General features: G+C 42.3%; 25 protein-coding genes. 13 read left to right on the top strand and 12 right to left on the bottom strand.

Annotation, left to right across the window (positions count from 1 at the left end; translation table 11 throughout):
• The first annotated feature begins 13 nt into the window (after positions 1-13).
• The 3 genes from sbcD to BA81_RS11090 are packed head-to-tail and all read left to right on the top strand — an operon-like array spanning position 14 to position 4,900.
• Positions 14-1,189 carry an exonuclease subunit SbcD gene (gene sbcD, locus BA81_RS11100; RefSeq protein ID WP_034282147.1) on the top strand — a complete coding sequence of 392 codons (1,176 nt, stop codon included), beginning with the start codon at positions 14-16 and terminating at the stop codon, positions 1,187-1,189.
• Positions 1,186-4,581, top strand: coding sequence for an AAA family ATPase (locus BA81_RS11095; protein ID WP_034282146.1), 3,396 nt, complete (start codon positions 1,186-1,188; stop codon positions 4,579-4,581). The genes sbcD and BA81_RS11095 overlap by 4 nt, the downstream gene beginning before the upstream one ends.
• Before the next feature lie 19 nt (positions 4,582-4,600).
• Positions 4,601-4,900 (top strand): HNH endonuclease family protein, encoded by a 300-nt coding sequence (locus tag BA81_RS11090; RefSeq protein ID WP_034282144.1) that lies wholly within the window; start codon positions 4,601-4,603, stop codon positions 4,898-4,900.
• A 47-nt stretch (positions 4,901-4,947) separates the two neighbouring features.
• On the opposite strand, the gene BA81_RS11085 is transcribed toward BA81_RS11090, so the two are convergent.
• The 8 genes from BA81_RS11085 to BA81_RS11050 all read right to left on the bottom strand — a co-directional run bounded on the left by BA81_RS11085 (position 4,948) and on the right by BA81_RS11050 (position 8,411).
• Positions 4,948-5,166: a spore germination protein gene (locus BA81_RS11085; protein WP_003211468.1), complete on the bottom strand. Its 219-nt coding sequence runs from the start codon at positions 5,164-5,166 to the stop codon at positions 4,948-4,950.
• Positions 5,167-5,188: 22 nt separating this feature from the next.
• Positions 5,189-5,620, bottom strand: coding sequence for a spore germination protein GerPE (locus tag BA81_RS11080; protein ID WP_034282143.1), 432 nt, complete (start codon positions 5,618-5,620; stop codon positions 5,189-5,191).
• Positions 5,620-5,796, bottom strand: a complete 177-nt coding sequence (locus BA81_RS11075) for a germination protein GerPD (RefSeq protein WP_003210893.1) — start codon at positions 5,794-5,796, stop codon at positions 5,620-5,622. The genes BA81_RS11080 and BA81_RS11075 overlap by 1 nt, the downstream gene beginning before the upstream one ends.
• Positions 5,793-6,407, bottom strand: coding sequence for a spore germination protein GerPC (locus BA81_RS11070; RefSeq protein ID WP_034282141.1), 615 nt, complete (start codon positions 6,405-6,407; stop codon positions 5,793-5,795). The genes BA81_RS11075 and BA81_RS11070 overlap by 4 nt, the downstream gene beginning before the upstream one ends.
• Before the next feature lie 30 nt (positions 6,408-6,437).
• Positions 6,438-6,671 (bottom strand): spore germination protein GerPB, encoded by a 234-nt coding sequence (locus BA81_RS11065; RefSeq protein ID WP_003210877.1) that lies wholly within the window; start codon positions 6,669-6,671, stop codon positions 6,438-6,440.
• A 14-nt stretch (positions 6,672-6,685) separates the two neighbouring features.
• Positions 6,686-6,907 (bottom strand): spore germination protein, encoded by a 222-nt coding sequence (locus tag BA81_RS11060; protein ID WP_003211745.1) that lies wholly within the window; start codon positions 6,905-6,907, stop codon positions 6,686-6,688.
• Positions 6,908-7,032: 125 nt separating this feature from the next.
• On the bottom strand, positions 7,033-7,194 hold the full coding sequence (locus BA81_RS11055; RefSeq protein WP_029707539.1) for an aspartyl-phosphate phosphatase Spo0E family protein: 162 nt from the start codon (positions 7,192-7,194) through the stop codon (positions 7,033-7,035).
• 122 nt (positions 7,195-7,316) lie between these two features.
• Positions 7,317-8,411, bottom strand: coding sequence for a CotH kinase family protein (locus tag BA81_RS11050; RefSeq protein ID WP_034282139.1), 1,095 nt, complete (start codon positions 8,409-8,411; stop codon positions 7,317-7,319).
• A 205-nt stretch (positions 8,412-8,616) separates the two neighbouring features.
• Here BA81_RS11050 and BA81_RS19550 point away from each other — a divergent pair, with 205 nt between their 5' ends.
• Entirely contained in the window at positions 8,617-8,985 is a 369-nt protein-coding gene (locus tag BA81_RS19550; protein ID WP_051627349.1) for a CotG/ExsB N-terminal domain-containing protein, read from the top strand.
• 235 nt (positions 8,986-9,220) lie between these two features.
• Here BA81_RS19550 and BA81_RS19545 read toward each other — a convergent pair whose 3' ends face one another.
• On the bottom strand, positions 9,221-9,436 hold the full coding sequence (locus BA81_RS19545; RefSeq protein ID WP_034282138.1) for a hypothetical protein: 216 nt from the start codon (positions 9,434-9,436) through the stop codon (positions 9,221-9,223).
• A 111-nt stretch (positions 9,437-9,547) separates the two neighbouring features.
• Between BA81_RS19545 and BA81_RS11035 the strand changes: the two genes are divergently transcribed.
• Both BA81_RS11035 and BA81_RS11030 read left to right on the top strand, forming a co-directional pair.
• Positions 9,548-10,453: a fumarylacetoacetate hydrolase family protein gene (locus BA81_RS11035; protein ID WP_034282137.1), complete on the top strand. Its 906-nt coding sequence runs from the start codon at positions 9,548-9,550 to the stop codon at positions 10,451-10,453.
• A 92-nt stretch (positions 10,454-10,545) separates the two neighbouring features.
• On the top strand, positions 10,546-10,914 hold the full coding sequence (locus BA81_RS11030) for a YisL family protein (protein WP_034282135.1): 369 nt from the start codon (positions 10,546-10,548) through the stop codon (positions 10,912-10,914).
• A 38-nt stretch (positions 10,915-10,952) separates the two neighbouring features.
• On the opposite strand, the gene BA81_RS11025 is transcribed toward BA81_RS11030, so the two are convergent.
• Positions 10,953-11,480: a DUF2777 family protein gene (locus BA81_RS11025; protein ID WP_034282134.1), complete on the bottom strand. Its 528-nt coding sequence runs from the start codon at positions 11,478-11,480 to the stop codon at positions 10,953-10,955.
• A 154-nt stretch (positions 11,481-11,634) separates the two neighbouring features.
• On the opposite strand from BA81_RS11025, the gene asnB reads away from it, so the two are divergent.
• The 4 genes from asnB (at position 11,635) to BA81_RS11005 (ending at position 17,445) form a co-directional block, all read left to right on the top strand.
• Positions 11,635-13,476 carry an asparagine synthase (glutamine-hydrolyzing) gene (asnB, locus tag BA81_RS11020; protein WP_034282132.1) on the top strand — a complete coding sequence of 614 codons (1,842 nt, stop codon included), beginning with the start codon at positions 11,635-11,637 and terminating at the stop codon, positions 13,474-13,476.
• 147 nt (positions 13,477-13,623) lie between these two features.
• Positions 13,624-15,141: a phytoene desaturase family protein gene (locus BA81_RS11015; RefSeq protein WP_034282130.1), complete on the top strand. Its 1,518-nt coding sequence runs from the start codon at positions 13,624-13,626 to the stop codon at positions 15,139-15,141.
• On the top strand, positions 15,138-16,613 hold the full coding sequence (locus tag BA81_RS11010) for a phytoene desaturase family protein (RefSeq protein WP_034282128.1): 1,476 nt from the start codon (positions 15,138-15,140) through the stop codon (positions 16,611-16,613). Before BA81_RS11015 ends, BA81_RS11010 begins: the two co-directional genes overlap by 4 nt.
• Positions 16,606-17,445 (top strand): phytoene/squalene synthase family protein, encoded by an 840-nt coding sequence (locus BA81_RS11005; protein ID WP_034282127.1) that lies wholly within the window; start codon positions 16,606-16,608, stop codon positions 17,443-17,445. The genes BA81_RS11010 and BA81_RS11005 overlap by 8 nt, the downstream gene beginning before the upstream one ends.
• Positions 17,446-17,470: 25 nt before the next feature.
• On the opposite strand, the gene BA81_RS11000 is transcribed toward BA81_RS11005, so the two are convergent.
• A complete protein-coding gene (locus BA81_RS11000; RefSeq protein ID WP_034282125.1) occupies positions 17,471-18,847 on the bottom strand; it encodes an MATE family efflux transporter in 1,377 nt (458 codons plus the stop codon).
• Between the two features lie 113 nt (positions 18,848-18,960).
• Here BA81_RS11000 and BA81_RS10995 point away from each other — a divergent pair, with 113 nt between their 5' ends.
• The 3 genes from BA81_RS10995 (at position 18,961) to BA81_RS10985 (ending at position 20,761) form a co-directional block, all read left to right on the top strand.
• Positions 18,961-19,827 (top strand): AraC family transcriptional regulator, encoded by an 867-nt coding sequence (locus tag BA81_RS10995; RefSeq protein ID WP_034282124.1) that lies wholly within the window; start codon positions 18,961-18,963, stop codon positions 19,825-19,827.
• Positions 19,828-19,841: 14 nt separating this feature from the next.
• Complete coding sequence (locus BA81_RS10990) at positions 19,842-20,408, top strand: GNAT family N-acetyltransferase (RefSeq protein WP_034282122.1); 567 nt, start codon at positions 19,842-19,844, stop codon at positions 20,406-20,408.
• Positions 20,409-20,503: 95 nt separating this feature from the next.
• On the top strand, positions 20,504-20,761 hold the full coding sequence (locus BA81_RS10985) for a hypothetical protein (RefSeq protein WP_034282121.1): 258 nt from the start codon (positions 20,504-20,506) through the stop codon (positions 20,759-20,761).
• Here BA81_RS10985 and BA81_RS10980 read toward each other — a convergent pair.
• Positions 20,756-21,292, bottom strand: coding sequence for a serine O-acetyltransferase (locus BA81_RS10980; RefSeq protein WP_034282120.1), 537 nt, complete (start codon positions 21,290-21,292; stop codon positions 20,756-20,758). The two genes, BA81_RS10985 and BA81_RS10980, sit on opposite strands and share 6 nt — an antisense overlap.
• Positions 21,293-21,418: the final 126 nt, after the last annotated feature.

Here is a 21,418-nt window from a genome sequence, read left to right as displayed (position 1 = left end):
AGAGGTGAATCACATGAGGATTCTGCATACGGCAGATTGGCATTTAGGAAAAACCCTTGAAGGCCGGAGCCGGCTTGATGAGCAAGCACAGTTTTTAGATGAGCTGTATCAAATCGTAAAAGACGAACACATTGATGTCATTGTCATGGCTGGAGACGCCTTTGATACAGTGAATCCGCCTGCTAGAGCAGAACAGCTTTTTTATGAAAGTCTATCCGCCTTATCTGATAAAGGAAAACGTCAGGTCGTGGTCATCTCAGGCAACCATGATAATCCGGATCGACTATCTGCCGCATCTCCTTTAACTAATGATCAGGGGATTCATTTAATTGGTTATCCGACAAATGACATCATCCGCGTCGATGTTCCTTCTTCAAGTGAACGTTTATCCATTGCAGCACTCGCTTATCCGTCTGAAGCGAGACTAAACGAGGTGCTGGCTGAAACATTTGAAGAGAAATTGCTTCGCGATCATTACAATTTAAAAATACAGCAAGCGTTCCAACATTTAAGCACTCAATTTCAAGCCGATACGGTCAATATCGCAACGAGCCATATTTATGTGGCAGGAGGAAGTCAAACAGATTCAGAAAGACCGATTGAAGTAGGCGGTGCATATACTGTTTCGGCAGAAAGCCTGCCAGAAGCAGCCTGCTATGTGGCCCTTGGTCATTTGCACCGCCCGCAAACCATCAAGCGTGCCAAAACGATTGCCCGCTATTCCGGGTCACCTCTTGCTTACAGCTTTTCTGAATCAGGGTATGCCAAATCAGTCACGATTGTAGAGGCAAAACCTAATGAAAAAGCAAGCTGGAAAGAAGTGTTGTTATCAAGCGGCAAACCACTTGTGAAATGGAAGGCAACTGAGGGACTGAGTCAAGTGCACGAGTGGCTGGATGAAAAACGGGATCTTCAGGCATGGATTGATTTAGAAATTCATTTAACAGATCAGCTCTCCATAGAAGAGATCCATCAGCTCCGAAAGCAGCATAGCGGGTTTGTCCATATTAGACCGAAATTTAAAGAACTTCAGCAAGTGGAAGAACAAAAGCAAGCCGAAAAGCTCTCAATCGAGGAGCGGTTCGTGAAATTTTATGAGCGCCAGACAGGCGGCGGTCTTCCTGATGAAAAAACAGTCAAGCTGTTTTTGGAGCTCGCCAATGAAATGCAAGAGGAGGAAGCGACTTGAAGCCGATTACGCTAACCATTAAAGGACTTCATAGCTTCAGAGAAGAACAAACAATTGACTTTAGCTCATTATGTGATGCAGGTGTGTTTGGCATTTTTGGACCGACAGGCAGCGGAAAGTCGTCCATATTAGACGCCATGACCCTGGCACTTTATGGCAAAGTGGAACGTGCGTTAAATAATACACATGGTATTTTGAACCAAGCGGAAGAGAAGCTGTCAGTTTCCTTTACGTTCGCTTTACAAAAGGAACACCACATTTCTTATAAAGTCGAACGTGCTTTCAAGCGGGCAGATGAAATGAAAGTCAGAACGACACTATGCCGTCTGATTGAAATTGGGGATACACAGACAGTTCTTGCAGATAAAGCGAGTGAGGTCAATCGTAAAATAGAAGAATTACTCGGGTTAACCATTGATGATTTTACGCGAGCGGTTGTCCTGCCTCAAGGGAAGTTTGCAGAATTCCTTTCCCTAAAAGGAGCCGATAGACGACAAATGCTACAGCGTTTGTTTAACCTGGAAAAGTATGGGGATCAGCTCGTTAAACGTTTGCGCGCAAAAGCGCAGAATCAGTATGGACAAAAAAATGAACTGCTTGCTGAGCTGAATGGCTTAGGAGAAGCTGGCCCAGAGGCGCTCGCAAAGGCAAAGGAAGCGGCTGAGCAGGCAAAGGCTATTTTTCATGAGAAAAAACAAGCACGGGATGAAGCGTTCACTGCTTTTACAAAGGCGCAAACAATTTGGCAGTATCAAAAGGAACGAGAAGCCTATGAGACGGAACTAAACCATCTGAATCAACTGGCACCATCAATGGAAGAAAAAAAGGCCAAGCTTCATATTGCTGAGCAGGCAGAGGCATTAAAGCCTTATGCGGATGCATTAACAAAGGCTGAAAATCAGCTTTCTCAAGCATTAAAAGAGAAGCAGGAAGCAGAAAATCAGCTACTGCATCAACGAACGATCTATGATCAAATGACGCAGAACTATGAGCAAGCAAGGCAAAAGAAAATAGAAACTGAGCCAGAACTTCTTCAAAAGAAAGAGCAGCTGCTTCAGCTAAAGGAAATTGAACGGAAAAAAGAGGCGGCTCTTCAGGAAAAGACGGCAATCGAACAGCGAAAAAACGATACAGCGCAGCAATTATTACAAAAAAAAGAAGAAGCAGACAATCTCCAATCTTTGTTAGAACGTGCACTGGCAAAACAAACACAGCTGAAGCGTGAGCTGGAGCAATTACAAGTCTCTGTAAAAGAACGGAAAAGTGTACAGGATGCTTTGCGTTTAAGCGAAAATGTTCAAAGAATACACCAAAGCATACACAAGGAAGAACAAAAGATGGAGGAGCTCAAAAAGCGATCAACACAGACCGCAGCAGCATATGAAAAGCTTCAAAAACAGCAAAAAGACCATCATGAAAAAATAGACCAATCGTTTCAAGCGATTGAACAGCTCTATTTCTATGTATGTGAATTCGAACGGGCTTTTACAGAATGGAGTAAAAGAGAACAAAGTCAGAAGCTCGCAAAATTAAAACAGCGTGATGCTGTTAGGGCGGCAGAATTAAGAAAAGAATTAGCGGCAGAGCTCGTAGATGGTGAGCCATGTCCTGTTTGTGGATCGATTCATCATGATCCAAAGGCATTGGAAAACAATGACCATGAAGAAACAGTGGCACAAATCGATGAAGTGATTCAACGGATGGACACAGAGCTCAAGCAGGCAGAGGAATATACAAGAGACATGTATGCCGCCAAGCAGTTATTGGAAACGCACGCCAATCAATTAGTAAAGCAGTTTGCCTTTTTATCTCAGAAAGCTCCAGGTGCGGAAGTTGCAGCAGCAGTAGAAGCAGTGCAAAAGCCGGAGTCCTTGCAGTATCTCATGCAAGAATGGAAAGGCTTGAAACAAGATATTCAAGAAGTTGAACGTAAACGAGCTCGTTTAATGGATGAAACATACGATCAAGCAGCAGAGATAAGCAAGACGAAAGATCAAATGACATTTGATCAGCAGCGTATCGAAGAATTAGACGGGCTGATCAAGGAGCTTCAATCTGAGCTTTCAGAGCAAACGTCTCAATTTGAACAGGCCTTCCCGCACTTTACATTGCACCAAGTACAAGAGATGCAAAAGCAGATCGACGAAAAGGACCAGCAAGCGGAAGGCTATAAAGAGCGTATTGAGAAAAGTATTTCATTTTTGGAAGAAAAACAGCAGGCAAAAGAACAGCTGCAAACAGCCATATATGATGTAGAGAAGGAACTTGATAAACTAGCGCATCAGCTAGAAAGCCAGCAGCAGCTCATTTATCAATATGAAACAGATTTAGGGAGATATCCATTGAAAGCTGTCTCTATTTCTGAAGAGCTGATCGAGGTTGAACACACGCTTGCTCGTCTCAATGAAATGGAACAGCAATCGTACAAGCAATTACAGCATGCGCAGGAGCTCTTTAGTGAAGCACAAAGTCATTTTTCAAGCTGTGAGCGTCAGCTTCAAGAGGCTGACCGGAGAAAACAAGAAGCAAGTGCAGCATGGGCTAAAGAATCGGAGTCTTCTCCTTTTGATAAGCCTCAAGAGATTGAATCTGCTTTTATGAATCAGGCAGTACGTCACTCGGTTAAACAAGAAATTGACGAATTTGAGGATAAAAGAAAGCAATGTGCCGCAAACTTAAAGCGAATTTCTGAACTGCTGAAAGATGAGTCACTAGATGAAAAGCAGTGGACTGATATTCAACTGAGGAAAGAAGCGGCAGAGAAGGCATTGGAAGAAGCAACAGTGATGAGCGGCTCTGCATATGAACATCTGCGTGTAATGGAAGAGAATCACCAGCGATTTGCAAGTATTCATGAACGCTTGGCGGAGCTGCAGCAAGAAATTGATCGGCTCGATAAGCTGCAAACCGTGTTTAAAGGAAATACATTTGTTGAGTTCTTAGCAGAAGAACAGCTGGAAAGTGTCAGTCGTGATGCATCTGCCCGTCTTGGTATTTTGACAAGACAAAGGTATGCGATTGAAGTTGATTCAGAAGGCGGCTTTGTCATGCGTGATGATGCGAATGGCGGTGTCAGACGTCCAGTGTCCAGCTTGTCCGGCGGGGAAACCTTCCTGACGTCGCTTGCGCTTGCACTAGCTCTTTCAGCGCAGATTCAGCTGAGAGGTGAGTTCCCGCTGCAATTCTTTTTCCTTGATGAAGGCTTTGGTACCCTTGATCAAGACTTGCTCGATACAGTGATTACCGCATTAGAGAAATTACAGTCTCAAAACTTAGCTGTCGGTGTCATCAGCCATGTGGAAGAATTGAAAATGCGGCTGCCGAAAAAACTGATTGTCCATCCAGCAGATCCAAGCGGGAAAGGGACAACAGTCTCAATGGAATTAATGTAAATATTGAGGTGATGACACGGTGGCAAAGCAAACAATTGGATTATGTGAGATGTGCGGAAGACAAGATGTCCTGCTCACAGAACATCACTTAACGCCAAGAGAAGAGGGCGGGGCTTTTTTACCGACTGCCTTCCTATGCATCCCTTGTCATAAACAAGTACATGCCCTCTTTACAAACCAGGAGCTTGCCGCACGTTTGAATACAATTGATGCACTGAGGCAGGATGAAAAGCTTGCTTCGTACATCAAATGGATTCGGAAACAGCCGGCAAGCAAGCTGGTCAAAACGAAAAAATCGAGACAGCGCAGAAAAAAATAAGCATAAAAAAGCGCTCCTCTATTTGAAATGGGTGTAGAGGAGCTGCTTTATGCATTGCCTACCATATTCTGATCATTTAAGTCAGGATCCACATAGTTGGTGGCGCTAATGCCATTATTTAATATCAAGAAATCTCCGGTATTCCCCGCTCCAGAGCCTAAAGCAGATTTTGACGAACTTTTAGGCGACAGGTAGAATGAGTCACCGACGTTTACGACGCCTCCAGAAATAGAGTTAATGTAAATGGGTCCGACAATTGCTGGCATAATCGACATCCTTTATTCGAAGTCATATCACCATCATATGCGCAGGTAGGTCCATTTGTGAGTTTTGCGGACTTTCATCATTGCTAAACAGCTCTCTAATATGCTTCACTCGCGCAACGCCATTCATTCTACAAGTAGAGCCGATTTGATAGACAGAGGACGATGATACCCCTTCTACATGGATTGAAGACACTTTAATCACAGGCTTTTCATGGTAAAATGCCGTTCTCACTGATCGTTCTGGCAGCATCAATGGAATGGGCTCATAATACACTTCAAATTCTTTCGCATCTAAATTTTCCGCTTCATAGCCATAAAACAAACTAATGGTTCGTTGAACAGCTAAAACCTTGACTTTCGGGCACAGCTCTTGTGTATCACCAATTTGAACCACACTCGAAATCCCGACAGAATTCACCTTTGAGAACTTCACTTTAGATGTGCGCTTGATCATTATCGAGGTGCCAGAGGAACAAACGGGCCAATAATCAGTGATTCTGGCGGTGTATCGAAAATCGAGGATAATTGTACATGGTCTGTGTCCCCGATGATAAACAGGGAAGAGGACGAAACCCCGACTACTTTAATGCTTCCGGTCTCGATGTTGCGGTTGACAACTGTGAAATTCATCCGTTTTCCTCTCCTTTCGTTTCACTTGGAATATGGGCTAAAAAGTGCTCAATCGCCCGCTTTACATCATGCTTCACATATTCAGCAATTTGCTCTGAACGCTGCAGCGGTGTCATTTCTTCCCGGTGTGGCAGCTGTCCCGCATAGTATTTGATCCTGCTGTCAATTTGCTTGCGAATATCCTCAATGATATGGTGTTTGTTGCTTTCATCGAGGGACCCTTCATATCGCTGTTCTAGTTCTTCAAGAAGTTCTGGGGCTTCTTCATTTAAAAATGCATCGACAAGCTGCCGTGTTTGATTGAAAAATTGATCAGCCATTTCTTGCTGCATCATTCCAATTCCCGGGGTTGTTGTTTGGCCCACTTCAAAGTTTTGAACACTGTTTGGATCAGATGGATTGAGGCCGATATTCAGCGTTCCTTCCAGCCGTTCGATTTTCAGTTGATCAAATTGATAATCAATCCGTTCAATATTCGTTGTCGGTTTATCTTTGATCATTTGTATTTCATGCTGAAGCTCGTTAAGCCTTTTTTCAAGCATCATGATTTGTTGCGAGTGTTTTTGAATGATGCCATATACTTGTGAAGCGTTGCTCTGATAATCATACATTTACATACACCTCCGGGGATTGCAGATGACTTAAGTTGTTGGTGACTGAAGCGGTACAAAAGGTGCTGTGCTTGCGCCTTGAGATTCTTCAATTCCTTGTGTACCTGCTGCGGCAGGCGCTGCTTCTACGTAGCTTCCCGTGTTATACAGGTTGGAAAGGGCCTTGATGGATCCAGCACTCCCAATTTGCAGAACAGAGGAGTTACTTACAGACTCTACACGTAAATAATTAATTTGTATCGCTTGATTAATATAGAAGTTCAACGGATCCTCACTCCTTACAAGTTACCAACAAGCGGTTGATCAATGACATCACTGTCGTACGTATTTGTCACACTTTTGTAGTTGCTAATTCGCAATTGATCACCAGTATTAAAACTGCCTGCGCCAGCAAACGTTTTAACCTGACTATTTGGAGAAATAGTGATGCAGTCTCCAACATGAACGACTCCGCTCGTTCCGACGGCATTTACTTTAAAGGCTCCCACAATAGCCGGCATAGCGGTGCACATCCTTTATAAAATTAGGGCACTTGTTTTGGGCGTTTCACCATAGCTTATGATGGGTCTTTTAATGTGTGATTGTCTTTTTGAAAGCTTTTGATGAGAGGAATTAGATGTATGGTTTACCCTTTTTTTGAGCAATCTTTAGAGGTGGATTTGATGCCTTTATTTAAGAGTGTGTCAAGCTCTTGACTGCACCTGATCGTTTCTTCGGCATTCATCCCGAATTTTTTTGCAGTCTCAATTAAATGTAATCTTTTTTGTTCAATTTCATAATTGATCATAACGGACGCCAACTCTCACATTTTTTATCAAATAGAAGGATATGGTTAGTATACCCTATTTTTCTATAAAAAAAGCTGTTTCGTCAATATGAGTAATAAAGTGACAAAATTCGAAAGTGTTCTTACGTACCAAAAATCTCTTTTTTGATCTCAGTCTGTAAATAACGTCGTCTTTTGTTGATATATTGCCGGATTAAGTCTCTTTCAGACTGCAAGATGTCTTTTCGGCCTTTCGTATATGGATCATCTCCAATTCGATCCTCAATCGATTCATGCCATTTCTCTATGATTGGGCAGAGCCGGTCTTCTACAAAATGTGTATCGAGTACATGCTGGAAAAGTGTGTAATAGGCTCTTTTAAACGAAGGGATATCTAGTAATCTAGCAGTTAATGTATTAAACCCGTTTACTGGGATATAATCAAACGGCATTTCTTCTCCATGAATGTCACGACCCCATGTTGCATCATAATCCCAAGGAAGTACTTGAAACCTCCCTTGTTCATTTACATAAAGGGCGTAGTTATGAACAAAACCATCAAAGTTTTGTGTGCATACCACACCGATGAGCCAGCGGAAATATTGTGTCACATCTAGGTATTGTTCAATTTTTTCTGCAAAAGTGTCATCTTTCGCTGTGTTGAGAAAGTAAATAAATTCGCTCAGCTGCTGATCATGTTGAGAAGTCCCCGTTTTTTTCTCATATCCGAGAAGAAGGTGCTTTTTTGGTTTTTTATCAAAAGAACTCAAAAGGGAGAAGTTCGCGTCATCATCAACCGCATAATAAATGCCGCCTCCTGAAAGCTGCCGTTTTTGAAGAAAGAACTCATCGACAGATTCTATTTTCAAATAAATCCCTTCCTTTCTTCCATTTATGGTGAGAAACACATGAGAAGCGGCTGGGCTATGCACCCCCATCTGCTCAAAGAAATAAAAGGACAGCCTGTTTCGGATAAACGACGGATCATTGTACTCTGCATTTAAATGAAAGATGGATTCGCCTTGTCTTTGTTTTGGCTTTCGGTATTCAATTTGATAGGACTTTTTCTTAAGCTTTCTAATGTGCGATCCGCGGTATGAAGCATAAATATGTGATTTGGTTTGGCCGGTTTTTAGAATAGCTTCAACAGGTTCATCGTTCCAAATGTCTTTTTTTAATTCAATCAGGTCCTTTGGATGAATCCACATATCAATTTGTTTTAAAGGTTCTGTGTTCATATGTTCATCAGCCTCCTATATGCTCTTCTTTACGATATGAAAGTGAAGGAATGTCCTGTACCGGCTGGTAGGTATTCATGGAGTTTTCAAGGAAAGAGGCATTCGTCACGAACACTTGTCTACCGAGTCTCGTAACATAAAGCAGAGAAGATAAACAGCTTTGTCTGTTTGTTTTGTCGAAGATAGACTGGGAGGGGAATTGTTCGTGAGTACATTTGATCATTCACACATTGAACATGCAGTAGCTTCACTTCGAAGTGAGGGACGTGATCATCACTTAGATCGTGAACCAGAATCGAGACGTTCGCATAAGTCAGCTCGTTCTCGTCATTCAAGTCGCGGTCATTGGTTCTTTGGCGGTGGTGGACGCCGTAAATCACGCCGCAGTAAAAAAAGCTACAGAAGCTATCGTTCAAAGAAAAGTTATCGCTCTAAGAAAAGCTATCGTTCGAAGAAAAGCATGAAGAGTAAAAAGTCATATAAAAGCAAAAAATCTTACAGAAGCAAAAAGAGCGAACCGAAAAAGTCACATAAGCTACAGAAGCTATCGTTCAAAGAAAAGTTATCGCTCTAAGAAAAGCTATCGTTCGAAGAAAAGCATGAAGAGTAAAAAGTCATATAAAAGCAAAAAATCTTACAGAAGCAAAAAGAAGAGCTGCCGCAAGTCACATCGCAGCAAATGCAGATCGCACCATAAGAAGAGCTGCCGCAAGTCACACCGCAGCAAATGCAGATCTCATCATAAGAAGAGCAGCCGCAAGTCACATCGCAGCAAATGCAGATCGCACCAGAAGAAGAGCTGCCGCAAGTCACATCGCAGCAAGCACAGATCCCACAATAAGAAGAGCCGAAAGTCGCGCCGCAGCCATCGATCTAAACGTTCTCATCACCATAAACGCAGCCGCTCTTGCCGAAGATGTGGAAAGAAATCGCATCGTTCCAGAAATAGAGGAAATGTTGAGCGTAAATGGGATCAAGGGAACATGTGGGAGTACCGCCGTTTCCGCTAAGCATTCAATCATCATTTTTGAAACCCTTTTTAAAAGAGAGTATGATAAAAAAGGGTTTTTTTTATTTCGTAGAGAAATAAAATGAGACATCATAACTTAGCGAAATGAAGATTGTGAGGGGAAGACATGAAGTTTTTTACAGGTGAGATACATAGCAGCATGTTTATTGGGGTAGTCATTGATGATGAATGGGTGATGGACGTCAAAAAGGCAGAAGCCAAATTATTTGAGCTTGAGACACTGCCAAACTCTTTATCTGAGTGTATCAAAATGGGGGACAAGTTTGTTGAACATGTAGGACAGCTTCTTGATTGGGCTGAGAAAAAAGAAGAAGACCGCGGTTCTTATGTATATCCGCTTTCGGACGTGAAACTCCATGCGCCGATTCCAAAGCCGTCTAAAAACATCATGTGTGTCGGAAAGAATTATCAAGACCATGTCATGGAGATGGGAAGTGCGGCGGATATTCCTAAAGACGTGATGATTTTTACAAAGGCACCTACTTCTGTCATTGGACACGAAGCGGACATTCTTCTTCATGAAGGTGTGACAAGTGAATTGGATTATGAAGGAGAGCTTGCCATTGTGATGGGCAAATCAGGGAAAAACATTGCTCCTGAAGAGGTCCAAGATTATATATTCGGTTACACCATTTTAAATGATGTGACGGCAAGAGATTTGCAGAAAAAACATAAACAATTTTTCATTGGCAAAAGCTTAGATACAACCTGCCCGATAGGACCTTATATCGTTCATAAGTCAATGATCGAGGATCATGGTGCGCTCCATGTGGAAACAAAGGTAAACGGAGAGGTTCGTCAGTCTGCCAGTACGGAATTAATGATCTTCACAATTGAAGACATTGTCTCCACTCTTTCAAAAGGGATGACATTAGAAGCGGGTGACATCATTGCAACAGGTACACCTTCTGGGGTAGGGAAGGGCTTTGAACCGCCTAAGTTTTTAGCTTCTGGAGATCGAATTGACATCACAATTGAACCGATTGGAACGCTGACAAATCACGTCAAATAAAGCGCGTGATGACACAGGATTGTCGCTTTGTGTTCGACTTATTTCGTGGTACGATGAGAAGGTACTTGTTCTGATAAAGGGGGAAATCACAAATGGGAACACATTTACATATCACAGCATGGGTGCTGGGGATTATTTTATTCTTCGTAGCCTTTGCTCTTGCAGGTAAAAACGACAAAGGCGCTAAAATTGTGCACATGATCGTTCGCTTATTCTACTTGATCATTATCGCAACAGGCGTAGAATTGTATGTTCGCACAGGAATGAAAATTCCAGGTTTCGGGGGCGAGTATATTGGAAAAATGATTCTCGGTATCCTCGTGATCGGTTTCATGGAAATGGTCCTAGTGCGCAAGAAAAAAGGAAAATCGGTGACTGGTGTGTTGATTGGGTTTATCGTATTTGCGATTGTGACCATTCTTCTCGGTTTACGTCTGCCGATCGGTTTCCATATCTTTTAATATAAAAAGGGCATTGCTTATACGAAGCAGTGTCCTTTTTATGTGGCATCAAATTGTGAAACGATCCGTTGTCCGTCTGAAGTGGTCCATTCAAAACGAATGTGGCTGGCTGCAGGCTCATAGTGACATTGAAGTGCAAGTGATTGCGTATCTGTCGAAAACTGAAAGAAAGAGACGCGCTGCATTGAATGAAAGGAAGAGAAAACACAATCATAGACGGAAAAACCAAGCTGCTCTATCTGGTCAAGGATGTGATCAAAAACGTTTTCCGGTACGAACATGAGAAGATCAAGCCATCCTTTGGCAAGGGACGCCGTATATTGAATGTTTTCTCCTCCCTGTACTTCTATTAACTGCCCGTTTTCATGAAGAATCATAGAACCGAGCAATTCCCCTTTTGTCCATTGGTCATTTTCCTTCAAACAGATCATTGTGCTTTGAAGACTTTCTGGCAGCATGATCTCTCCTTCTTCATCTTCAATCAGACAATGCCCGTTTTCAATGAGCAAATACCCATTACACCATCTTTGGCTGCAGCGTTCAAGCTGCTTCATTCGATTTTCCATTTGCAAAAGCTCCTTTCTTCTTTCTTTTCTTACCAAATTAAGCTTGTCCTATACGCCGGGAAAAAAGGACAAATCAACTATCAAGGAAACGATGCATAAACTAAGAAAGGCTGAATGAGAACACTTGAGGAAAAACGGATGGGAGCTGATGATGATGTGTGGAATTACAGGCTGGGCAGACTTTAAAAAGCAGCTCATCCAACAGGATCATGTAATCAATCAAATGACAGATACATTATCTAAAAGAGGGCCAGATGATACAAATACGTGGAAAAGTGAGCACGTTCTTTTCGGGCATAAAAGGTTAGCGGTGGTAGATGTAGAAGGCGGAAAGCAGCCGATGACATATACACATCAAAACCATGCTTATACGATTGTATACAATGGAGAGCTCTATAACACGGAGGATATAAGAAAAGAATTATTAAAAAGGGGGCACCGCTTTCTTGGGCATTCTGATACAGAAGTTCTTCTTCATGCCTATACAGAATGGAAGGAAGAGTGTGTCTCCCATTTTAATGGCATTTTTGCATTTGTGATCTGGGATAGTGAGCGTGAATTGTTATTTGCAGGGAGAGACCGGCTAGGCGTCAAGCCATTTTTCTATACAGAACGTCATCATTCCTTCTTATTTGGTTCAGAGATCAAAGCACTTCTTGCTCACCCTGATATCAAAGCAAAAGTCGATTATGAAGGGCTGTCGGAGATCTTTGGCTTAGGACCGTCAAGAACACCAGGTCAAGGAGTGTTTAAAGGGATAAAAGAGCTGAGACCTGCACATGCCTTGACCTTTTCAAAAGACGGACTGCGCGTGTGGAGATATTGGAATGTCAAAAGCAAGGAGCATACCGACTCACTTGATGACACCGCACAGCACATTAAGCATCTCTTTACAGATGCCGTGACAAGACAGCTCGTCTCTGATGTGCCTGTATGTACATTTTTATCTGGTGGCGTCGATTCTAGTGCCATTACTGCCATTGCCGCTAAGCACTTTGAGAAAATAGGGGAAGCACCGCTTCATACGTATTCCATTGACTACGAAGGAAACGATCAATTCTTTGAGGCAAATCAATTCCAGCCGAATGCTGACGGCCCATGGATTGATCAAATGACAAAAGCGTTTCAAACGCATCATCACAGCTGTATCATTGGACAAAAAGAGCTCGCTTCCTATTTGAAGGAAGCCGTTGAGGTTCGAGACTTACCGGGTATGGCAGATATTGATTCTTCCTTGCTTTGGTTTTGCCGAGAAATTAAAAAGGACTTCGTTGTTGGCTTGTCAGGTGAATGTGCTGATGAAATCTTTGGCGGCTACCCTTGGTTCCATATGGAAAATGAAACGAATGGTTTTCCTTGGATGAGATCGACTGAAGCGAGAACTCAGCTCCTGCAAGACTCGTGGCAAAAAAAGCTGTCACTTAAGGAATACGTGCAAAGCAAATATGAAGAAACGGTGGCAGAAACGCCTCTTTTAGATGGAGAAACTGGCGTTGATAAAGCCCGTAGAGAACTTTTTTACTTAAATATGATCTGGTTTATGACAACACTGCTTGATCGAAAAGATCGAATGAGTATGGGGGCTAGTCTTGAGGTACGTGTGCCATTTGCAGATCATCGTCTTGTCGAATATGTGTGGAATATTCCTTGGGAAATGAAAATGCATGGAAATCGTGAAAAAGGGGTTTTACGAAAAGCATTAGAGGGAATTTTACCGAATGAAGTGCTTTATCGAAAGAAGAGTCCTTATCCGAAAACACATCATCCAGCCTATACTCAGGCTGTGAAAGAGATGCTAACAGACTGCCTCGCGCAAAAAGACTCAGTACTTCACGAATTTTTAGACCCACATCAATTAAAGCAGCTGATTGAAACGGAAGGAGCTTCTTTTCATGTGCCATGGTATGGCCAGCTCATGAAGGGCCCGCAGTTGATTGCCCATCTTGCACAGATTCATCATTGGTTTGAAACGTATCGAATTGATATAGAAGCGTAATAAAGGGTCGGCTTTCTTGCACTTGTTGAAAGGAAGCCGGCTTTTTTGATACATAACATGAGACTTTTTGAGCACATCAAAAGTTGATCTAATCTTTCTAATTTGTATAATTAACTTAAAGTGAATTAATTTGGAGGAAAAAGGATAATGAAAATCATTGTGATCGGAGCGGGACCAGGGGGCCTTGCAGCAGCTATGATGCTTCAAAGCAAAGGACATGATGTTCATGTATACGAAAAACAGCCCTTTGTTGGCGGGCGTAACGCTAAGTTTCAACTTGGTGATTTCACGTTTGATACAGGTCCTACCTTTCTCAGCATGATTTATATTGCAGAGGAGCTGTTCACCTTTGCTGGTAAAAATCTTTATGACTATATTGATGTGATTGAATTAAAAGAGATGTATAGATTAATATTTCAAGACAATCAGCTCGATATGATTCGGGATCGCGATGAAATGTACAAACGATTAGAAGCCTTTGCACCTGGTGAGGGCGAAGGGTATCTAAGATTTATGAAGGATACAAAGCGCAAAATGGATCGTTTGACACCAATTCTACAAAGTAAAATGGACCGCTTTCATCATTACCTTCGCCTGAAGGTGATCAAAGCACTTCCACAGCTTTCACTAAATAAAAGTTTGTATGATGTGCTGTCAGACTATTTTTCGAATGAATCAGTGAAATATGCTTTTACATTTCAATCAAAGTACTTAGGAATGTCCCCGTGGGAATGCCCTGGTGCGTTCTCGATCCTTTCGTTTATGGAACATGACACAGGTGTATTTCATCCGAAGGGCGGTGTCAATCAGCTGTCAGAAGCGATGGCAAAGGCCGCGCTTGAAGCTGGAGCAGAGATTCATCTGTCAGCTGGCGTCGAAAAGCTGCTCACGGAGGGAAGGAAAGTAAAAGGCATTCGTTTAGAATCTGGGGAAGAAATACAAGCAGATGAGGTTGTCGTCAATGGAGACTTTGCACATGTGATGACAAAGCTTGTCGAGCCAGGACTCTTAAAGAAATACAGCGAGAAGAAATTAAAAAAGAAAAAATTCTCTTGCTCTACCTTTATGCTTTATTTAGGACTGGATACCATATATGATGAGCCGCATCATACCATCGTTTTTTCCGATGATTATGCTAGATTTGTCAAAGGCATTACGAAGACATATGAGCTGCCAGATGACCCGTCTATTTATATTCAAAATGCAAGTGTAACCGATGACTCACTTGCTCCAAAAGGAAAATCAGCTCTTTATGTGCTGGCTCCAGTTGCCAATAACCAAAGCGGTATTGATTGGGAGGCGCATCAAGATGAATTTAGAGAGCTTGTGCTGGATACATTGGAGCGGAAAACAGGCTTTCAGAATGTGAGACAGCATATAGAAGTCGAGCGGATGATCACACCGAAGCAATGGGAGGAAGACCTTTACGTATATGAAGGAGCTACATTTAACCTCGGCCACCAGCTGACGCAGATGATGGTCCTAAGGCCGCACAATGAATTTGATGAATTAAAGCACTGCTGGCTCGTTGGAGGAGGAACACATCCAGGAAGCGGACTGCCAACCATTTTAGAATCAGCACGTATCACGACAAATGCCATTCTTAAAAAAGAGAAACATTCACACAAAACAATGCCGCATCAAGAAAAGGGGAGCGCCTCATGAAGAAACATATATTAATTGCAGGCGGCGGTATTGGCGGAATGATCTCAGCGCTTTATTTAAAAAAAGCGGGACATGATGTCACCCTTGTCGAAAAAAATGAACGGCTTGGCGGGAGACTTGCTTTTGTACGTGAGAAAGGATATAAAGTAGATGAAGGTCCGACCATTGTCCTACTTCCTGACATGTTAAAAGGCATTTTACATGAGGTAGGAATTGACGATTCATCTCTTGATCTGCTGCAGCTTGATCCGCTGTACACAATTCAATATCAAGATGGAACCTCCTATACGAAATACTCTGATGCACTTCGTCAGCTAGATGAAATCAGACGTGTATTTCCAAAGGAAGATCAAGGGTTCCTGAGGTTTATGGAAGAAATGACAGACCGGTTTCAAGAAGGGCAGCAAGCCTTTCTAGAAAAATCATTTCACGAAAAACGTACATTTTTTACAAAAGCGAATATGAAGATTTTAATGAAATTAAAGGCGTATCGAACGGTACAAAGTGCTCTGAAAAAATATTTCTCAGACGAACGCCTGCGAGATGCATACGCACTTCAAACCCTCTATGTTGGGGGAAACCCGTATGAAGCATCGGCTATTTATTCGCTTGTGTCCTATAGTGAGCACGCGCATGGAATCTACTATTTAAAAGGCGGATATGCGAGTTTAGTAGATATATTGGAAGGGCAGCTCATCAAAATGGGTGTGCATGTAAGAAAAAATGAAGAAGTCACGCAATTGGTGTTTGAGGGGAAACGGGCAGTCAAAGCTAAAGTAAATGATGAATATGAAACCGCTGATGCATTTGTGATCAATGGAGATTATCCAGCTGCGTTAAAGCAGCTTGGTTTAGACGAACAAGATCGCCGGAAATACGTGCCGTCCTCTGGCTGTGTGATGGTGTATCTCGGGTTAAACAAGATGTATCATGAAGCACCTGTTCATCAATTTTTTATGGGAGAACACTTTGATCAGCATATGAAAGAAGTTTTTCAAACGAAAACGATTCCTCAAGACCCGTCGTTTTATACATTTAATCCATCGATCATTGATCCATCTCTTGCCCCAGAAGGCTGCAGTGTTCTATACATGCTCGTTCCCGTTCCTTCAGGAGATCATATCAACTGGGAAGAGGAGACAGAGTTTGTCGAGAAGATGGTGGATGTCCTTGAGAAAAGAGGCTTTCCGAGATTGCGAGAGTCGATTGTCTGGAAAAAGGTCAGAACACCAAATGATTCCTTGCGAGAAGGATTGTTTGAAGGCGGCAGCTTTGGACTTGCGCCTAATTTGTTTCAATCAGGTGTCTTCCGCCCGCAAGTGAAGGTCAGTGAGACAGATAATCTTTATGCGGCAGGTGCTTCCATCCATCCGGGTGGCGGGGTGCCGATCGTGATGCAAAGTGCGAAGCTTATGGCTTCTGTACTACTAAAAGATTTGAATGATAGAAAGGAAGTGAAGCTAAGTGGTTGATGTACAAACAGCATTAAAAGTGTGTGAGGAAACCATTCAAACCCATTCAAAAACGTTTTACCGGGCCTTTTCCATGCTACCTAAAAAGAAAAGACAGGCCGTCTGGGCCGTATATTCCTTTTGCCGTAGAGCAGATGACATTGTAGATGAATCCCCTTCGCCAAAAGAGGACCTTGCATCCTTTCGGGAGACGTTTGATCGATTTTTACAAGGTGAGGTAGACCGGAATGATCCAATATGGGTGGCGCTAGAGCATACATTTCAAGAGTTTCGGATGGATGAAGCCCCGTTCCGTGACCTGCTCCAAGGACAGGAGATGGATTTAGAGCAGCAGCGATACGAAACGTTGGATGAACTGCTCATCTATTCCTATCATGTTGCTAGTACAGTTGGGCTTATGCTCCTTCCCATTATTGCACCGCGTAAAAAAGAGCAGCTAAAAGAAGCAGCCATTTCGTTAGGGATTGCTATGCAGCTAACCAACATCCTTCGAGATATCGGCGAAGATCAGGCTGAAAGAGACCGCATTTATTTGCCAAAGCAAGTGATGGATCAATTCGGGTACACAGAGCAAGAATTGCAGGAAGGGATTGTGAATCAAGCCTTCCAGCACGTCTGGGAGTACATTGCCTTTGAGGCAGAGGCATACTACGAGGAGTTTTTTGACCATCTTCATGAATTCCCGCTCTATTCACGAATACCGGTGAAAGCAGCAGCCTACTTTTATAAAGCCATTTTAGATAAAACAAGAGAAAACGAATACCGCGTCTTTACAGAGCGAGCATTTATTTCAAAACAGGAAAAAGCACTTATTTTAGAAGATATTACGTAAAAAAGGACTGCACCCGCAGTCCTTTTTATGTGGAAGAAAAACGATACTCCGTCCATACTCTGGAACGCCAGCGCCTATACATGAAGATACCTCTTACCCATTCATCCACAATAAAAGAAATCCAAACCCCGATGAGCCCCATTTCAAACTGAATGCCTAACAAATAAGCGATCGGAAGCCCAATTCCCCACATTGAAATCATCGCCATATACACTGGAAACTTCGCGTCACCAGCAGCCCGCAATGAATTAATAATGACCATATTAAAAGAGCGTCCCGGCTCTAAAATGATCGTCAATAGGAGAAGTGTGGCGGCGATTTCAATGATTTCACGATTGCTAGTGAAAAAGGTAAGCAAATGCGTCGATGATAAAGATAAAGCAGTGGAAGAAAGAAGAGAGATCCCAATGGCCCAGTATAAGCTTTTCATACATCTGCGGTAGGCAGCATCAAATTCTTTCGCTCCAATATGGCGCCCGATTAAAATCTGTGTCCCTTGGCTAATCGCTGCACCAAACAACATAATAAACATCATCAAATTTTGAGTGTAAACCTTTGCGGCTAAAGCCTGCGTTCCCATAAATGTAATAAACAGTGTAATAATCATTTGAGAGCCGTTATAAGAAAGCTGCTCTCCAGCAGAAGGAATGCCAATTTTCAGCAGCTTTTTTAAATGCGTCCGCTGGATGTGAAACATACTCTTCAGTGAAAAGCGCAATCCAATTCGGCGGCGGACAATGAGGATCATCGCCATCAATCCGATCAAACGAGCCAGCGAGGTTGAAAAGGCAACACCCATGACACCTAATACAGGAAAGCCAAACGGACCAAAAATGACCAAATAATTGCCGGCAACGTTGAGCAAATTCATTCCGATGGTGACATACATCGTGTCTCTTGTATATCCGTAGCTTTTTAAAATAGCACTATACGTCATAATGAGTGCTTGAATAAAAGAAAGCAGGCCGACAATTTGTAAAAAGACCGCCGCATCCGGCATGAGTTCACTTGATAAGCCCATCATGTGCAGGATTGGAACAGCTAACACAAACATGAGGAGACTAATGACAAAGCTGATCAAGAAGTTGGTTCCTAGTGAGACATAGGCGACTTGAGTCGCTTCCTGCTTGCGGTCAGCTCCTAAAAGCTGCGCAATCACAATGGTCGTTCCTGTTGTAATGAAGCTGAACATGACAATTAATAAATTCAGGAGCTGGTTGCTTACACCTACTGCGGCCACACTGTTATCGGAGTATTGGCTGAGCATAAGTGTATCAGCGCTCCCCATGAGCATATATAAAGAAATTTCGATAAAAATAGGCCAAGTTAATGCAAATAATGAAGGGTGTGTTTTCTCATCTTTGGCTTGAACCTTTTCATATGACAGGGTTTGAGATTTCATCACATAGCCCCCTTTCGTATAAATCCGATTTATAGTGTACCGTGCATCGACTATAATAAGAAGAGATGAAACCGAAACTTATTGGAGAAATCCGACTTCATAAGGGGATGAATATGGATCGATTTATTACATTTACTGTACCGCCGTTTCCGATTTATATTGCTTCAGGTAAAGGTGTATTTCATCAAGGAGAAAGACATATCTCAAGAACCTTCACTGTATTTGATCTTCTCTATATCACAAAAGGTGAACTATGGATGACAGAGGGCGAGGAGGCTTTTCATGTAAAAGAAGGTGAATATATGATTCTCTCACCGGGCCTGTCTCATGGTGGACATCTGCCGTGTGAAGAGGAAACCCACTATGAGTGGCTGCATTTCTCAATTGACCGATTTGAGCTGACGAACCGGCCGAGAGAACACTGGATTGATATGAAACAAAATCAAGCGACCTTCGAAAAGCCGGCAACCTATGAATTTAGTCTGCCCCGTTTAGCAAAAGTGAAAGGGCGAAGTGTGTTAAAAAAACACCTTTCAGCGATGAGAGCACTAAATCATGATGCATCTGAACTTCCGCTGAAAAAACAGCTATTATTTGAGGAAATGCTCATTCACCTGCAAAAGGAAGCATTCCATATTCCAACTGCAAAGGAGACTGTCGCATCAGAAGTGGTTCACTATCTTGAGCATCACTTTATGGAGAAATTACACATGGAGCAGCTTGCAGAGAAACTGCACTATCATCCTGATTACATGACAAGATGTATGCAGACGGTGTATGGATTGACGCCAAACCAGTACAGCCATCGTCTCAAAATCGAAGAAGCCAAAAGCATGCTGGCCTCAACGAATGAAAAAATTGCTGCCATTGCAGATCATGTAGGTATTGACGACCCTACTTATTTTTCTAAGCTGTTTCGGCAAAATGAAGGCATGACGCCGATTGAATACCGTCATTTAGCAAAAAGAACGACAAAGTAAAGGAACGTGAACAGATGAAAAAAGAAAAGGAAGAGCTTGTGAACATACGTCCATTAACCGAAACGGACTTAGAGACGGTGTGGCATTTAAAATTTAAAGCATCAGACCAGTCCTATCGAAAATGGAATGCCCCTTATTTTTATGAACACGAAATCCCGCTTGCTGCATTTAAGAAACGGTACTTACAGGAAGAATCCATTCCCCAAAAGCTATATGGCATTGAAATAGATGGTGATATCAAAGGCACCGTATCATATTATTGGGAGAATGAACGTACGAGGTGGCTTGAATGCGGCATTATCATTTATGATTCACGCTTTTGGAGCGGGGGTATTGGGACAAAGGCATTAAATCTTTGGATTGATGTGTTATTTACGCATATTGATATCCCTCGAATTGGTTTAACAACTTGGTCAGGTAATGAACGGATGATGCGGTGCGCAGAGAATTGCGGATTTATCCTTGAGGGGAGACTGAGAAAGGTCCGTTATTATCAAGGGGTTTATTATGATTCAATGCGCTACGGAATGTTGAGAGAAGAATGGAGAAGCCTTCCGCGGAACAATGATAAAATATTTTAGGACAAAAGTATCGTATGTTTGAATAAACTGAAAAAAATCGGTTTTTCAAGCGAATAATAGAAAATGTGTTTTTTTACATAAGGGGGAATTTAAATATGAGATTAACGGGTCTATTCGTTTCACTTGCTGTTGCCATCTATTTATGGTTTGATGCGCCAAAACATAACAAAGACAAATGGCTGTGGGCTGTTTTAGGCGTGCTATTTAGCACCATCGTACTCGGTATTTATTTGATCAAGACAGAGAGGAAGGGGCTGGGCTGGACGATCTTGATTTTAACCATCTTGTTTTATCTCATGCTGCTCATCTCTGTTTTGATCGGTGTTATTCTTTTTTATCAGGCGCCTTCATGAAGAAGGGTCTTTTTCTTTTACCTTTTGAGCCGGTACACCAGCAATGACGATCTGCTCTTCATGAAAGGAACGATTCACCACGGCATTTGCTCCGATTGAAATATGATTTGCAATGTAAATGTCTCCAAACAGCTTAGCACCGGGGCCAATCCATACGTGATCTCCAATGGTTGGTACATCCTTTTCGGAATGGTTTTGGCCAATATTCACCCCTTGATGAATATCACAAAATGCCCCAATTTTTGCGTGCTTATTCACAATTAAGAGACCACTATGATTGATTCTAAGGCCGGGGCCAAAGACGCCAATCGGAATATCAAAGCCAAGCTGCATGCCTTTCTTTTTATGTAAATAGCGATAAAACCATTTGCGTATTAGAGCGCCGCTATTAGAATAGTATTCATATTTTCGCAAATACCTTTGATATTTCCATATATCGTCCCCAAACCACTTTGGTCTTCTGCGCGTGATCGCTAATGCTTTCTTATCCTGCGTTAAGTAATGGTGAAGATCGTGCTTTGTAAAAATCATCAAATTCCCCTCCATCCCTTTATGTTTCAGAGAAATTATACCATCCAAACCATTTATATCAAGAAAAATGATGTTACTTCTTCAATTTTCTACCTTCATTTCATCCAAATTTCTTCATAAAATAAG

It is taken from the genome of Bacillus safensis FO-36b, assembly GCF_000691165.1.
GTDB classification, from domain to species: Bacteria; Bacillota; Bacilli; order Bacillales; family Bacillaceae; genus Bacillus; species Bacillus safensis.
The sequence above is the reverse complement of the archived record's forward strand: the minus strand, read 5'-3'. Positions and strand labels throughout refer to the sequence as shown.